The following is a 14,135-nucleotide window of genomic DNA, read 5'->3' as shown; positions in this document are numbered from 1 at the left end:
GGACTGACCCTTCACCTGAAAATGATTCCTGCTCCCTTACAATGTCCCCATGTGCGGAATCGTAGGGTATGTGGGCCGGAAAGAGGTCGTTCCGGTCATTATTGAAGGACTGCGCCGGCTCGAGTATCGGGGGTACGACTCGGCAGGCATCGCCGTGGGAGGCCCCGAAAGCGCTCTGCTGCAAGTGTGCCGCGCGCCAGGCAAGCTGCAAAACCTTGAGGGCGTACTCCGGGATACACCGCTCAAGGGCACCTTCGGCATCGGCCACACACGCTGGGCCACGCACGGCCGGCCCACCGAAGAGAATGCGCATCCTCACCGCGACTGCACGGGCCGCATTGTCGTCGTTCACAACGGAATCGTTGAGAACTACCTTGAGCTCAAGCGCGAACTCATCGCGCAGGGCCACAAGTTCGTCACCGAGACCGATACCGAAATCATCGCCCACCTCATCGAACAGGTCCAGAAGGATGCGGAAGCCGCCGGCAAGCCTCTCCCGCTTGAAGACGCCATCCGCGAGGCCGTGAAGCACCTCACCGGCGCGTTCGCACTGGGCATCCTTTCTTCTTCTGAACCCGACAAGATCATCGCCGCGCGCCTCGGTCCGCCGGTGGTCGTCGGCGTAGGCGAAGGCGAGTACTTCGTCGCCTCCGACGTGCCCGGCATCCTGCATCACACCCGCAATATGTACTTCCTCGCCGACGGCGACATGGCCATCCTCACGCCCGACGGCGTCACCCTGACCAACTTCGCCGGCGAGCCTGTGAAGCGCGAATTGCAACGCATCCAGTGGGATCCCATCCAGGCGGAAAAGGGCGGCTACAAGCACTTCATGCTCAAGGAAATCTGGGAGCAGCCGCGCGCCATTCGCGACACCACCCTGGGCCGCTTCTCGCTCGACTCCGGCAAAGTCTACCTCGGCGAAATGGACATCGACGACGAAGAGCTCGCCGCCGCCTCCAGCATCAACATCGCGGCATGCGGAACAAGCTGGCATGCGGGCATGGCCGGCAAATACATGATCGAGCGCCTCGCGCGCCTGCCAGTCGATGTCGACTACGCCAGCGAATACCGCTATCGCAATCCCATTCCCGATCGCAACGCCCTCGGCCTGCTCATCACCCAGTCCGGCGAGACCGCAGACACCCTCGCCGCGCAGCGCGAGATGAAAGCCCTCGGCTCCAAGACCGTCGCCATCTGCAACGTGGTGGGCGCCATGGTGGCGCGCGAAGCGCACGCCGCCATCTATACGCACGCCGGCCCGGAAATCGGCGTCGCTTCCACCAAAGCCTTCACCTCGCAGTTGACCGCGCTGTTTCTGCTCGCGCTCAAGCTGGGACAATTGCGTGGACGCCTCGACAAGGAGCGCTCCGTCGCCCTGATGGAGGAACTGAGCCGCACGCCCGCAAAGATTGAGGAGATTCTGCGCGTGTCTTCGCCGCAATGCGAACAACTCGCCAAGGAGTTTGCCAATGCGCGCGATTTCCTTTATCTCGGCCGCGGCATCCACTTCCCCATTGCCCTCGAAGGCGCGCTCAAGCTGAAGGAAATCTCCTACATCCACGCGGAAGGCTATCCTGCCGGCGAGATGAAACACGGCCCCAACGCGCTGATCGACGAGACGCTGCCCGTGGTGGTCCTGGCCACCCGCGACGAGACCGATCCGGCCTCCAAGCTGCGCTACGAAAAGACGCTGTCGAATGTCCAGGAAGTCACCGCGCGCTCCGGCCGCGTCATCGCCATTGCAACCGAGGGTGACACGACCATCGGGGAACTAGTTGAGCACGTCATCCACATCCCCGCCACAATCGAATTGCTCTCGCCGCTCCTGGAGATTGTTCCCCTGCAACTGCTGTCCTATTACATCGCCGTGCGCCGCGGCTGCGACGTCGACCAGCCTCGCAACCTCGCCAAATCCGTCACCGTTGAGTAAATTCGCAGGAGCGGCGGCGAAGGTACCCAGTGCCTCCCGCTGCCGCGCTGACGACTCGCTGTGAACGAGCCAGACGCAGGATGCGGCTGGCCAGTTTCACCGGTACCGAGCGGGGAATCAAGACGGCTCGCTGAATATAGGAGTACAAAATGATCCATCCCCGGATGCTGCGTAATCCATATTCAATGCAGTACGATAAGGCATCTTCGGACAACGCGAGGCAGGTCGCTCTGGCCCCTTGCCTGGCGTTATCCATCTCGAGCGGCGTGAACCGGTCTGAGCTGCTGGATTGCCTCGGGCATTCCCTCCGGAACCAGCCGTCAGCTCCGAACAGAACTTCGGGAGCAGGGAGTTAAATGCAATTGCGATGATGTTCGACAGCAACATCGTCAGTTTTGCGGGGTTCAGGAATCTAAATGGAAGGACGGGTGCCCCAGATCTCGTTCTAACCCGAGAAGCGGAATCCGGGGATGGCCGGCGCACTCCTCAAGTTCGGGAGCCGTCTGGCCTTGTATATTGTCGTGCTATAGGCTTAAAAGGAGAGGGCGGCCCCGCGTTTCCGTGGCCGGTTGTGTTCTCTACGAAGGAGGTTGTTGCAGTTGACTAAGAACGTTTTGCTCGCATGCCTGTTGTTCTTGCTCTCCCCCGCGCTTTTTGCGCAATCGGCTCCATCCGCCGAAGGCGGACGGAGGTCGATCTGGGTAGGGGCTGAGTTCTCATCCTTCAATCCGGACTGGGGCTGTCCGAATGCCTCGCCCTTCTCGTGCTGGGACCATCGCCTGCTGGGCGTCGCGGCGTTCGCCGACGCCAATCGGCTCATCGGCAGAATCGGGATGGAGGGGGAAGCCCGCTGGATGCCCTGGCACGGGGTGTCAGGCATTTCGGAATCAAACTACCTTATCGGTCCGCGCTTCCAGGTCCTTGGAGGCCGGCGACTGTCACTGAACGCGAAGTTCCTGGCCGGTGGCGCTACGTTCCAACAGAGGTCCAACACGGGTGGGTGGGCTGTTTTCGCGCCCGGGGCTACCCTGGGATATCGCATCTCCCCTCGCCTCGTGCTCCGAGGAGATTACGAGTATCAGATCTGGCCAGGGTTCGTTGGAACCAACGGGCCCCGCGGCCTCTCACCCAACGGATTCAGCGTGGGCGCAAGCTACCGCCTGTTCCACTGATCTTCCGCCATTTCTTGCGTGCGATGGCGAGGGCCGCCGGCCCTCGCCATCGCATGCATACCGCTTGAACAGGTTCGTTACTGAAAGTGCATCACAAAGCCTTCCACACCCACGTACTCCGGGTACGAAACAATCGTGGTGCCCACTTCCATGTCCACCGCGGTCGAATTAGCCACGTCATAGAATGCGTAAGCTTCGGTGTAGGCATACGAGTCCCAGAAGGGAACCCGCGTGTAGTCCACCATCGTGGCGAGGCTTCCGCCCACCGTGGGAGCTTCCACAACCCATTCGGCCGAATTGCCCTTCAGCGATACTCCCGCAGGCGCCGTGAATCCCACCTGCACCGACTGATTGGTGTTGAGGTTTGTCAGGTACGCATAGCCCTGGGTTGCCGATGTGTGCCACACTTCGACGAACACATCATCCCCCGCCGTCACCGGCAGACCGCTGATGCGGACCTCGCCGTAGGGATACCACTCATACCACGCCGAGTAAAACGTCGAGCGCGCGGTGCCGCTGCAATAAGCGTCAAACTCCACTCCCGCCTGCAGCACGTCCGATGATCCCCATCCGTCAATGCCATTCCACTCCGACCCATAAGCCCATCCGCCTGTGCAGGCGCCGGGACGCTGCTGCGCAATCGGAACCACCATGTCGTTGATGAGGTAATAGTAGGAGGAGGAACCGTAGCTGGTGGCGCCACTCAGAGCCACATAGCCGCTCCAGTTAGAGGAGTAGTAAGTGTTGCTCGGCTGCTGCGCCAGGCCGGGCTGTCTCTCCGCAGCGGCTGTGTTCACCTGTTTCTTGATCTGGGCTGGCCCATGATAGATGCTGGTCTGCTGCAGCTTCGGAGTCACCCGGGTCTTTGAATGCTGCATCGCTTCCGCCCAGCTCGCATAAGCCTTCACGTCGTTCTGATTGGGACGCGGGGGGAAGCCGTGATACGCAAGTTCTTCGTCTGATGCCGAGATCGGGTCGAAGTCGGCCGCAGGCGCTTCAATGGTGGTAGCACCCGGCAGACTCAACGCGTGCTCGTTGGGCTGCAGGTGACGCGGTGTGGCTATCGGATTTGCTAAGCTATTCTGCGCCACGATTGCTACAGGCGCAGCAAGGACTAGAGCCGCCGTAAGGGCGGACGACAGAGTTTTCATGTTCCAATTCCTTTAGGGGAGTTCTTACTCTGATGAAGCACCAGAGAATGTCTGCCTGATAGTGGAATTCTCCGCCAGAATCGTGACAGAGAATAAAAAACTCTTCTTCCCGCTGCGTCTTTCGCGTGGAGTTCGCCCGCTGCGCTCGGCCTGATTATTCAGCAGCACATTGAAGAACAACGGTCGAACCACGAGCCTCGCACGGAGACCCTTCCATCAGCATCGCAGCACCTATTTGCCAGTGTCCTTGAGAACCATCCCGCGCTTCGCGAACAAAGCCCGCACCTTTGCCTCCAGCCTCTCGCGATCGCTGTTGCGCTCTCCCATCAGCGGCTGCAGCGCAAACGTTGTTCCGCGCGGGAACTGCTGCAGCTTCGCGTCCAGCAACTCCATCGTGCGCGGCCCGTACTGCGCCACTCCAAATCCGGATGGATTCGCGAATCCCATAGGCTCCGTCGTGTCCGGCAACCTCACCTGATACGGAGCCCCGCTCGAGACCTGCACTCCGCGCAGCGAGCTGCACATTGCCTCACCTGCGCAGCGGGCCACCACACTGTCGATCAGTGCCTTGTCTGCCAGCCATCCCTGATTGGCCGTCACCGCGCGCGCCAGTTCCTCCCCAACGATGAAGTTGCCCGGGTCCGCCGGCGGCTTGTCCAATGCCTTGTTGAAGTAATTCGGATAGTTCTTCCAGTCCGGCTTCCACTCCTCGAAGCGCTTCAGCACGGGTGCCTTGTCCTCGGGCCTGCCGTAAGCTGTCAGATACTCAATCGCGCCGCGCACAACTTCTTCGCTGCTGTTCGCGAGATTCTCAACTGCAACATCATTCAGCACCGGCGCTGCCGTCTGCTGTGAGATCCACTGGAACAAACTCCCGCCGCAGCGGCCCTCATCCGCAGCGACCTCATGACGCAGCCGCGGCCGCGCTTCCTTTGGATTGAAGCGGGCCAGATAAGCCAGTGCATACACATGTGCGTCGCACGGGTACGCGTCCGTATGCGCATCCAGCTTGGCCATCATCTGCGGAGTCGCCGCACCAGTCCCAAACCGCACCAGCAATGAACCTAGTCTGCGTTCCGTCAACTGCTCCGTCGTCTCGACAAACGCCTTTGCCCAGGTCGGTTCGAATTCCGCGAGCGACTTGTCTGCCAGGAACGCGACCGCTTGTGCCGGCATCGTGGGCGATGAGCTTCCAATCTGTCGCAGCGCCTCCCTCCGCGCGGCCGCCGGATCAAGTTCATGCCAGCGTTGGAACGCCGCCGCTCGCAGGTCGGTGCTCGAGTAGGGCACATTTGCGTCGTCGTTCTCAAACGGCATCTCCGCCAGCTTTCGCAGCACAGCCACAAACTCCGCGGAGTTCAGCATGTCCCAGTGCTGGCGCAGATCGTCGATTTGGCTCCGCTCATCCAGATCGAAAAACGAAGAGGAGAGCAGCGACCCCATCCGCGCTTGCACCTCCGGTGTCTTTATCTCGCGTCCGAAAAGGAGCAGCGTCTGCACCGTCTGTGCTCGCGCCTTTCCCTCTTTCGACGCCACCGCCGCAAACACCTTCGGCCACAAAGCAGCCCTGCTGCTTCCTATCTGTGCTTCTATGCTCTCCATCTCCGAGCCCGGGCGCACCTGGAGAAAACAATAGGTCGAGAAGAACTCCGGCGATATAGGGAAATCCGCCTCCGCTATCCGCTTGTCCATCGCATGAAGTGCAATCGGGCGCATCGCATCCTTGAGACCGTCCAGACCCATCGCGGCCTCCCACTCCACATACCACCCAATGTTGCGCATCAGCCTGGAGAGCAGGTCGATTGCCTCCGGTGTGCCCAGGTACTTGAGCTCTCTCAGCGCGCCCTCGTCGAACTTCAAAGGATCGTTGACCGGCAGCCTCAAACGAATCTCCTCCAGGCGAGCCGACTGCCACTCCGCACGTGCGGCCTCGATGTGCAGGCGGATGGCCGCGCTCGGCGTCGGCCGTTCTTTCTCGTCGGTCTTGCCAGAGATGCGATGCGTGGTCACGGTCACCGTGTAGTCCCCGGGCTGCTCAAAGCGCACCCAGTCGTTCAGAACCATCGGGATGGCCGCCGGCTTGGCCTTTTCCAGGGGCGGCCATTGCCAGCCATGCCCCATCCGAATCATCCTCTGCTTGAAGTACAGCGCCAGCGGATCAGACCATCCCGTCGCAGGACTCACCGCGATCGTGTCCATATCGAATTCGCCGCCCCGCGGCGTCTTCCACGGGGCCGCCACATACACCCCATCCACCGGCGTAGCAATCGTGAGGTTAAGCACGATCGGCTCGCCCGTGTGGAACGTCGTCCGCCCATCCGCCGTCTGCACTTCGAGAGAAGGTTGCTGAGCCGCCATGGGGAGTGCGATCAGCGAAACAGCCAGCAAAACCGCGCCACGCCTCATGGGAGGAACTCCGATCGCAGCGATCATACCGCAGTCCTGTAGACGCTCTGATTGCCCGTTTGCCGGCAATAAAAAAGGCGCGGCCATCGCGGCCGCGCCCTTCAGAACCCCTTTCGCGCTACTTCTCTACGCTGAACGTCCACGTCGTCTCACTCGAATACGTCTGCCCCGGCTTCAGCTCCGTGCTCGGGAACGAAGAATGATTCGGCGAGTCAGGATAATGCTGCGTCTCCAGGCAGAGCCCGGTGCGGAAATCATACTTCCCGTTCGGCCCGGAGAACGAACCGTCCAGAAAGTTCCCGGTGTAGAACTGCACGCCCGGCTCGGTCGTTTCTTCCTCGAGCACGCGCCCGCTGGCCGGATCCTGTACCCGCGCCGCCGGATGCAGAGTGCCCATCTTTCCGTTCAGCACCCAGTTATGGTCATATCCCTTGCCCAGCTTGAGCTGCTCATCGTCCGCGTTGATACGCGCCCCAATCGTCTCCGCCTTCCTGAAGTCGAATGGTGTACCCGCCACCGGCTTCAGCTCGCCCGTCGGGATCAGCTTCGCATCCACCGGCGTCATCTTGTCGGCGTAAATCGTCATCTTCTCGTTCAGAATCGTTCCGCTGCCCGCGCCGGTCAGGTTGAAATACGTGTGGTTGGTCAGATTCACAATCGTTGGCTTGTCTGTCGTCGCGCTGTAGTGGATCGCAACCTTGTTGCCCTGCAGCGTATACCGCACATGCGCCGTCAGCTTGCCCGGAAACCCCTGGTCGCCATCCGGGCTTACCAGCGTGAACTCCACGCCCCCAGGGATCTCTTTCCCCGTCCAGTTGCGGCGGTCGAACCCATCCTTGCCGCCATGCAGCGTGTTGGTGCCCTCGTTCACGCTCAGCTGGTACTCCTTGCCGTCCAGCGTGAACTTGCCGTTCGCAACACGGTTCGCGTATCGCCCCGGCACCACACCGAAGTACGTCTTATTGTCCTTCACGTAATCCTCGAGCTTGTCATACCCCAGGACAACGTCGGCCTGCTTGCCGTTCCGGTCGGGTGTGGTGATCGAGACCACCCGCGCGCCAAAGGTCATCACCCGCATCTCCACCTGCGGAGACTTGAGTGTGTAAATGGTTACGGGCGAGCCGTCCGGCAGCTTGCCGAAATCGGCATGCGAAACAGCGGCGTGTGCAGCGGCAACACTAGTCATCATGGTCAGAATAACGCTCAGCATTCTCATGGTCTTGTTCCCAACCCTCAAGGGCATAGCCCAATGTATCCCAACAGCCTTCCCGTCCGGCGCAATCCACTCACCGGCCACACAATCCTGCGTCACACACGTGCGTGACGACCAGCACATCCAAACGGCCCACCCGGTCCCATAATCGAACTCCCTCAATTGGCTCCGATATGGATATCATTTCCAATCCGCGCGCTCGCTTCCTCCGCTTCGGTTCCGACGCACTCTGTTACCAGAAAATTAACTGGTCCGTTTTTTTGCCTTTGCCATCGAAAACAAGCTAAATGGCTCAACAGTCGAAGGTTAGCAGAAACCAAGTGGTGATTTAGATCACAATTTCGAGGCCCTCTCTCTCAGTAGCTCAGGCAGAATCCGAACCAGCGCGGCAACCAGGGGATTAACGAAAGAGTAAATACCCACCCCCCCCTACCAACCATCCTCCCCGGCTCCCTCACTCCTGGTTATGCGTCCCATACAGCCGCTTGCTGATCTCAAACTCGGCCCGCCCCCTCCCCGCCTGTCCCGAATCCCGATAAGCCTTCCCCAATTCGAAGTGCGCCTTCGGATTCTGCGGATCGAGACTCACAGCCTTCTCCAACGCCACTACCGCTTCCGCGGGCTGGCCGGAACCCAGCAGCGCGCGCCCCAGCTTCTCATGCCCCGGCGCCGACTCGGGAGCAATCATCACAGCCTTTCGCAGCACCGGCAAAGCCTCCGCCCACCGCGATTGATCCAGCAGCACTGACGCGTAGTCGATGTACGGCCACTCGTCCTTCACCTGGCGCTGATCGGCCCACAGTACCGCCGTGCGCAACGTCTTCTCCGCCAGCTCCGGCTTGTTTTGGCCGTCGTACGTGAGCCCCAGGTTCTCCTCAGCCTTCAAATGATCCGGCTTGAGCTGCAGCACCCGGGTAAACGCCGCCTCGGCATGGATGAAATCGTTCTGGGTGTAAAAGCACCGCCCCAGCGCGTAGAGCACGTCCACATTGTCCGGCTGCATCCCCAAGGCGATGCGCAGCCAGCGGATCGCGTCGTCATAGTCGTTCAGCTGCACATAATCAAACGCCACCGAACGAAGGTCCATCACATCGGGCTTGCGCAGTCCGGCCGCGCGCGTATACGTCTCCAGCGACTCCTTGTACTTGCGCTCCAGCCGCAGAACCATTCCCAGCCGGTACAGCACATCCCCTGATTGCGGGCTCTCTCCGGCCTTCTGCCTCAGCTCAGCCTCTTCCGCAGCCAGCGTCGCGCCCTCCGGCGCCGTCTCGCCGGCAAAGGTCTGGCTCTGCTTCGGCGCCACCACCTTCTCCGCGTTGCTCTCCTGTGCCGGCGCAGGCAGCACACAGCACACCAGCAATGCTGCTGCGGCCATCCAGAGGCAAAGCGAATCGGATTTCATCTCATCCTGACAAAGCATTTACTGGACCGCCGGCCACCCATCGGAGTCGAACACCAGCCGGTTCAATCCCAAAGTCGGCACTCCGCTGTTGCCCCCATCGTAGTAGTGATACACCAGCGTCGGAAGCGACGCCGTGCCGTCCACGCCCGTATCCGTGAAAACGCTCGCGCCGCCGGGGCCAATGATGTTGCCGTGCGAACTCACCAGAATAGTACCGCCGCCCACGGCAAGGTCGACCCCGCCACGATCCAGATAGGGCCCGGTAATCGTCTTCGCGCGGCCCACAATCGTCCGATACCTTGTGTTCACGCCGTTGCAGCACGCGTTGGTCGCCGCGAAATAGTAGTAGTAGCCCTTCCAGAAATAGATAAACGGCCCCTCTTCACCCGCCCCCCGCGCCCCGACGCCATACATCTTGGTGTCGATGCGCAATCCCGTCGTCGGATCCAGTTGGACTAGGTGCGTTCCGTCCTGCCACGATCCAAAGACCATCCACCATTTCCCGTCCGCATCCACAAGGGGTGCCGGATCGATGGCATTCCACGTCGACGTGCTGCTGAATCCCCAGGGATTATTCGCCGGCGGCGCGCTGCTGGCCGCAGTCCAGGAGGTCACCACGTACCCCTTGTCCGACCACGGACCGTAAGGTGTCGTGCTCGTCGCCAGCCCGATCACCGCCTCTGCGCCCGTCGAAGGCTCGTAAGGAATGGCGTAGTACTGGTAATACACTCCGTTGGCATAGAGCACGCTCGGCGCCCAGACGTCCGTATTCAGGCCGCTGTTGGCTGCAAGCGGCGCCTGCAAGCCGTTCCAGCTTGAGAAATCGGGCCCGACGATCGGGCAGTGCCGATCCGCGCTGAGCCATGCTGTTCCATCTGCCGCGCTGCACGCCCCCTCCGGCGAACTGCCATTCGTGTACGTGAACGTCTTGCCGTCCGTGGAGTAGGCCAGCGTCTGGTGCGTTCCGTAGAGCACGTAGTGATGCGTCGCCGGATCCTGAAGCATGTAGGGATCATGCACGTAGATCCCGGTTCCACTCACTGCGGTGGGAGCCGGATAGGCCGGGCTCGTCGTCGCACTCAGCGCCCACTCCTGGCACATGCAACCCGATCCCGAAGTGGCGCGCGCTCCCTGGTCCACCGTTGCTCCGGAGGAGTTTTCGAGGTAAAGCCCGCTGTTCACGTTCTTGATGAGGTAATTCCCGTCCGAGAGAAGATAGAACGACCACAAATGATCGCTCGTGCCGTTATCCGCCCACTGCACCGCCGCCGATGCCGCCGTCTTTGAAGCGTTCGTGATGCCAATTACCTGGTGCGTCAGCAGGTTCTCGACATTGAACTGCTGGTTATCCATCGGGATGAAGTGCCACAGCGCATCCGTTCCACCGGCGTCCGATTCCGTGACGATCGCTGTGCCCGCCGCTTGGCTCTGCCCGGAGATCCCTAGCACGCCACCAGTCTGCATGCTTTTCAGCTTGTACTGATAGTTGAAGCCGACGCTGGTGAGCGTTCCACTCTCAGGAGTGGACGTACTTCCTCCTCCTCCTCCGGTTGTGGTGGAGGTCCCGCCTCCGCCGCAACCCGACAGAGCTGCTATCGCACACGCTGAGACGAATACATGAAGAAGAGCTTTCAACGTTTACTCCCTTGAAGTTGCGTCAGCAACTTAGCGGAAAGCGCTTTCTCGGATGCACCTTCCCACATATCGACGAACCGGTTCGATCCGCCGGAAGTGCCCCTGGAAATCAGCTTGAATTCCGGAAAGCGCAAGTATCAACCAAATCCTGCGCGCCCGTCAAACCCCTCGAGGGAGTCGCGATCCATCGCCCCGCCGCTTGCCTGCTTCGCAGGTGCTACCCTACCATGGGTTGTCTGGTAAACGCTTGCTGCGCTGCCGCATCACTCCCCGGCAACGTCGAGGTGCGAATGAACGCTCGCCTGCTCACGCTCTTCACCTTCCTGGCTCTGCCTTGGGTCTACGCTCCCGCCCAGGATCCAGCCGCCCTCAGCCTTTCCGGCGACGTCGCCGGTACACACGACCCATCCATCGCCAGAGAAGGGAACCGCTACTACGTCTTTGCCACCGGTGGCGCCCCCGGCGGCGGTCAGTTTGCAGTCCGCTGCTCTGACAATCTGACCGACTGGAAGCGCTGCGGCAGCGTCTTCGACAAAGTACCGGACTGGATCCACCAGCAGAGCCCCAAGACCCGCGACCTCTGGGCCCCTGACATTTCCTTCTTCAAAGGCAAGTTCCACCTCTACTACGCCTTCTCTTCCTTCGGCTCCAACGTCTCCGGCATCGCGCTAGCTACCAACGATACCCTCGACCCATCCAGCCCCAAGTACCATTGGATCGACGAAGGGCTGGTGCTGCAATCCACCGCCACAGACGACTTCAACGCTATCGATCCCAACGTGGTGCTCGACGGCAAAGGCGTGCCGTGGCTCAGCCTGGGCAGCTTCTGGTCCGGAATCAAAATGCGCCGTCTGGATGCGGCAACCGGCAAGCTTTCGCCTGCCGACACGCGGACCTACTCCCTCGCCTCACGCCAGCCTCCCGAGCATCCGGAGCCCGCCCCGCCGGGGCTGCCTGCCAACTGGCAGGCCATCGAAGCTCCTTTCATCGTTCATCACGGCGATTACTACTACCTGTTTGTCTCCTTTGACCTCTGCTGCCGCGGCATTCACAGTACCTACCGCACCATGGTCGGCCGTTCAAGGCACGTCACTGGCCCTTATATCGACGCTGACCGAAAACCTATGATGCAGGGAGGCGGCACTCCCCTGCTTACCGCCAACCAGCGCTGGCTCGGTCCGGGCGGTGAGTCGGTGCTGCAGCGGCCCGGAGGCGACATCATCGTCTTCCATGCCTACGACGCGGCCACGGGCAGACCGTCCCTGCAAATTTCCACTCTGGCATGGAAGGATGGCTGGCCGCATGCCGCACTGGGCTCCGCCGCTGACCAGAAATGATGTTCGACTCGATCTGAAGCGGATTCCTCGGTTCTGCTAGGGTGAATAGAGTCGGTAGCCAGCACTGCAGTGACAACAGAAGGAGCACCTTCCTCCAAGTGAAACGTCGCCGCATTGCGATATACCTCCCCACTGAAATCACCCTGAGCCTCTTCCTCGCGTTCCCCGCCATTGCCCAGACCAAAGCCTCCGCGCCAGTCGCGCCCATCGCCGGCACAGCAGGGAAATTCGTTGAGATCAGCGATAAACTGGGCATCCATTTCCAGCACCAGGCGCCGCACACCTCTCGTAAATATCTGATCGAGACCATGGGTTCCGGTGTGGGCCTGTTCGACTGCGACAACGACGGCCGCCTCGACATCTTCCTCGTGAACGGGGCGCCCTACCCCGACCCAACTCCCCCCGGGACCATCCCCCAGAAGACCGGCCCGGAGTACTGGAACCGGCTTTATCACCAGAAGAAAGACGGCACGTTCGAGGACATCACCGAAAAGGCCGGCCTTCAAGGCGTGGGCTATGGCATGGGCGTGGCCATTGCCGACTACGACAACGACGGCTACGAGGACGTCTACGTCACCGGCTACGGGAGCAATCACCTGTACCACAACAACGGCAACTGCACCTTCACGGATGTGACCACTACCGCCGGCGTGGGGGGCGGCGGATGGTCCAGCAGTGCGGCCTGGGTTGACCTCGACCGCGATGGTCTCCTCGATCTTGTGGTCGATCGATACGTGACCTGGGACTGGGATGACAAGTTCTGCGGTCAGCCCGACAATCGCGGCTACTGCCATCCCGACGTATTCCAGCCCATCACCATGCTGGTCTACCACAATGACGGTCACGGCCATTTCACTGAGATCGCAAAGAAACTTGGCCTCGATCGGCCAGCCAAGGCCCTCGGTATCGCGGTGGCCGACTTCGATCGCGATGGCCGCCCTGATATCTTCGTCGCCAACGATTCCATGCCGGAGTTTCTGTTTCACCAGAAGAAGGACGGCACCTACGAAGAGGTGGGCCTCGAGAGCGGCGTTGCCGTCGACGGCGACGGCCGCACATTTGCCGGCATGGGCGTCGATTTTGCAGATTACGACAACGACGGGTTCCCGGATGCCGTCGTGACCGATCTCGCCAACCAGAAGTATGCGCTGTACCACAACGCGCATGATGGCACCTTCGACTACGCCAGCTATTCGACGGACGTGGCTGCCATGACCCTCATGCACTCCGGGTGGAGCCTGCGCTTCCTCGACTACGACAATGATGGCCGCAAAGATCTGCTGATTGCTCAGGGCCACGACCTCGACACGGTGGAGAAGAGCTACCCGCAACTCCACTATCGAGAGCCAATGATGCTCCTGCGCAACACCGGCAGAGGATTCAAGGATATTTCCGCCATGTCTGGCGAGGTCTTTCACCAAGCCTGGGTGGGGCGGGGAATGGCCATAGGAGATATCGACAACGACGGCCGCATCGACGCCGTTGTCAGCACCAACGGCGGACCTGCCCACGTCCTCCACAACGAAACCGCCGATACCGGCCACTGGATCACCCTCAAGCTTGTAGGTCACGCCAGCAACCGGGACGGCATCGGAGCGGTCATCAAAGTGACCGCTGGGGGCCAATCGCAGTGGGTGACGGTCACCACCAGCAGCGGATATCTGTCTTCCAGCGATCCGCGCGCGCATTTCGGCCTGGGTTCGGCCACTCACGCCGACTCCATCGACATTCAGTGGCCCAGCGGACGCTCGCAGTTGCTCAGTAACGTCTCAGGCGATCAGACCCTCCTAGTGGAAGAGCCGCAATAGTCGAGATTGCTTCCTACCCGATGCGCCAATGTAAACGTTTAACTAAGCCGATTTAGTAAATGCTTTTTGTGAGAGGAA

9 protein-coding genes are annotated in these 14,135 nt (G+C 60.9%); 4 read left to right on the top strand and 5 right to left on the bottom strand.

The window, feature by feature from the left end; translation table 11 throughout:
* Nucleotides 1-49 precede the first annotated feature (49 nt).
* Together glmS and VGL22_RS09515 are read left to right on the top strand one after the other, a co-directional pair.
* Nucleotides 50-1,933, top strand: a complete 1,884-nt coding sequence (glmS, locus tag VGL22_RS09520; protein WP_465266675.1) for a glutamine--fructose-6-phosphate transaminase (isomerizing) — start codon at nucleotides 50-52, stop codon at nucleotides 1,931-1,933.
* 599 nt (nucleotides 1,934-2,532) lie between these two features.
* Nucleotides 2,533-3,105 carry a hypothetical protein gene (locus VGL22_RS09515; RefSeq protein ID WP_465266674.1) on the top strand — a complete coding sequence of 191 codons (573 nt, stop codon included), beginning with the start codon at nucleotides 2,533-2,535 and terminating at the stop codon, nucleotides 3,103-3,105.
* A 77-nt stretch (nucleotides 3,106-3,182) separates the two neighbouring features.
* On the opposite strand, the gene VGL22_RS09510 is transcribed toward VGL22_RS09515, so the two are convergent.
* The 5 genes from VGL22_RS09510 to VGL22_RS09490 all read right to left on the bottom strand — a co-directional run bounded on the left by VGL22_RS09510 (nucleotide 3,183) and on the right by VGL22_RS09490 (nucleotide 10,912).
* Nucleotides 3,183-4,256, bottom strand: a complete 1,074-nt coding sequence (locus VGL22_RS09510; RefSeq protein WP_465266673.1) for a G1 family glutamic endopeptidase — start codon at nucleotides 4,254-4,256, stop codon at nucleotides 3,183-3,185.
* Nucleotides 4,257-4,487: 231 nt separating this feature from the next.
* The gene (locus VGL22_RS09505; protein ID WP_465266672.1) at nucleotides 4,488-6,662 is read right to left on the bottom strand and encodes a hypothetical protein; all 2,175 of its coding nucleotides are present in this window, start codon (nucleotides 6,660-6,662) and stop codon (nucleotides 4,488-4,490) included.
* A 118-nt stretch (nucleotides 6,663-6,780) separates the two neighbouring features.
* A complete protein-coding gene (locus VGL22_RS09500) occupies nucleotides 6,781-7,878 on the bottom strand; it encodes an aldose epimerase family protein (RefSeq protein ID WP_465266671.1) in 1,098 nt (365 codons plus the stop codon).
* 451 nt (nucleotides 7,879-8,329) lie between these two features.
* Nucleotides 8,330-9,277 (bottom strand): tetratricopeptide repeat protein, encoded by a 948-nt coding sequence (locus VGL22_RS09495; RefSeq protein ID WP_465266670.1) that lies wholly within the window; start codon nucleotides 9,275-9,277, stop codon nucleotides 8,330-8,332.
* 18 nt (nucleotides 9,278-9,295) lie between these two features.
* Nucleotides 9,296-10,912, bottom strand: coding sequence for a family 43 glycosylhydrolase (locus VGL22_RS09490; RefSeq protein WP_465266669.1), 1,617 nt, complete (start codon nucleotides 10,910-10,912; stop codon nucleotides 9,296-9,298).
* Between the two features lie 290 nt (nucleotides 10,913-11,202).
* On the opposite strand from VGL22_RS09490, the gene VGL22_RS09485 reads away from it, so the two are divergent.
* Both VGL22_RS09485 and VGL22_RS09480 read left to right on the top strand, forming a co-directional pair.
* Complete coding sequence (locus tag VGL22_RS09485) at nucleotides 11,203-12,249, top strand: arabinan endo-1,5-alpha-L-arabinosidase (RefSeq protein WP_465266668.1); 1,047 nt, start codon at nucleotides 11,203-11,205, stop codon at nucleotides 12,247-12,249.
* A gap of 98 nt (nucleotides 12,250-12,347) precedes the next feature.
* Nucleotides 12,348-14,057, top strand: coding sequence for a CRTAC1 family protein (locus tag VGL22_RS09480; RefSeq protein WP_465266667.1), 1,710 nt, complete (start codon nucleotides 12,348-12,350; stop codon nucleotides 14,055-14,057).
* The last annotated feature ends 78 nt before the right edge of the window (nucleotides 14,058-14,135 follow it).

It is taken from the genome of Occallatibacter sp. (genome assembly GCF_036502485.1).
GTDB lineage: Bacteria > Acidobacteriota > Terriglobia > Terriglobales > Acidobacteriaceae > Telmatobacter.
Note: the sequence above shows the minus strand (reverse complement) of the source record. Positions and strands in the feature narration are given on the sequence as shown.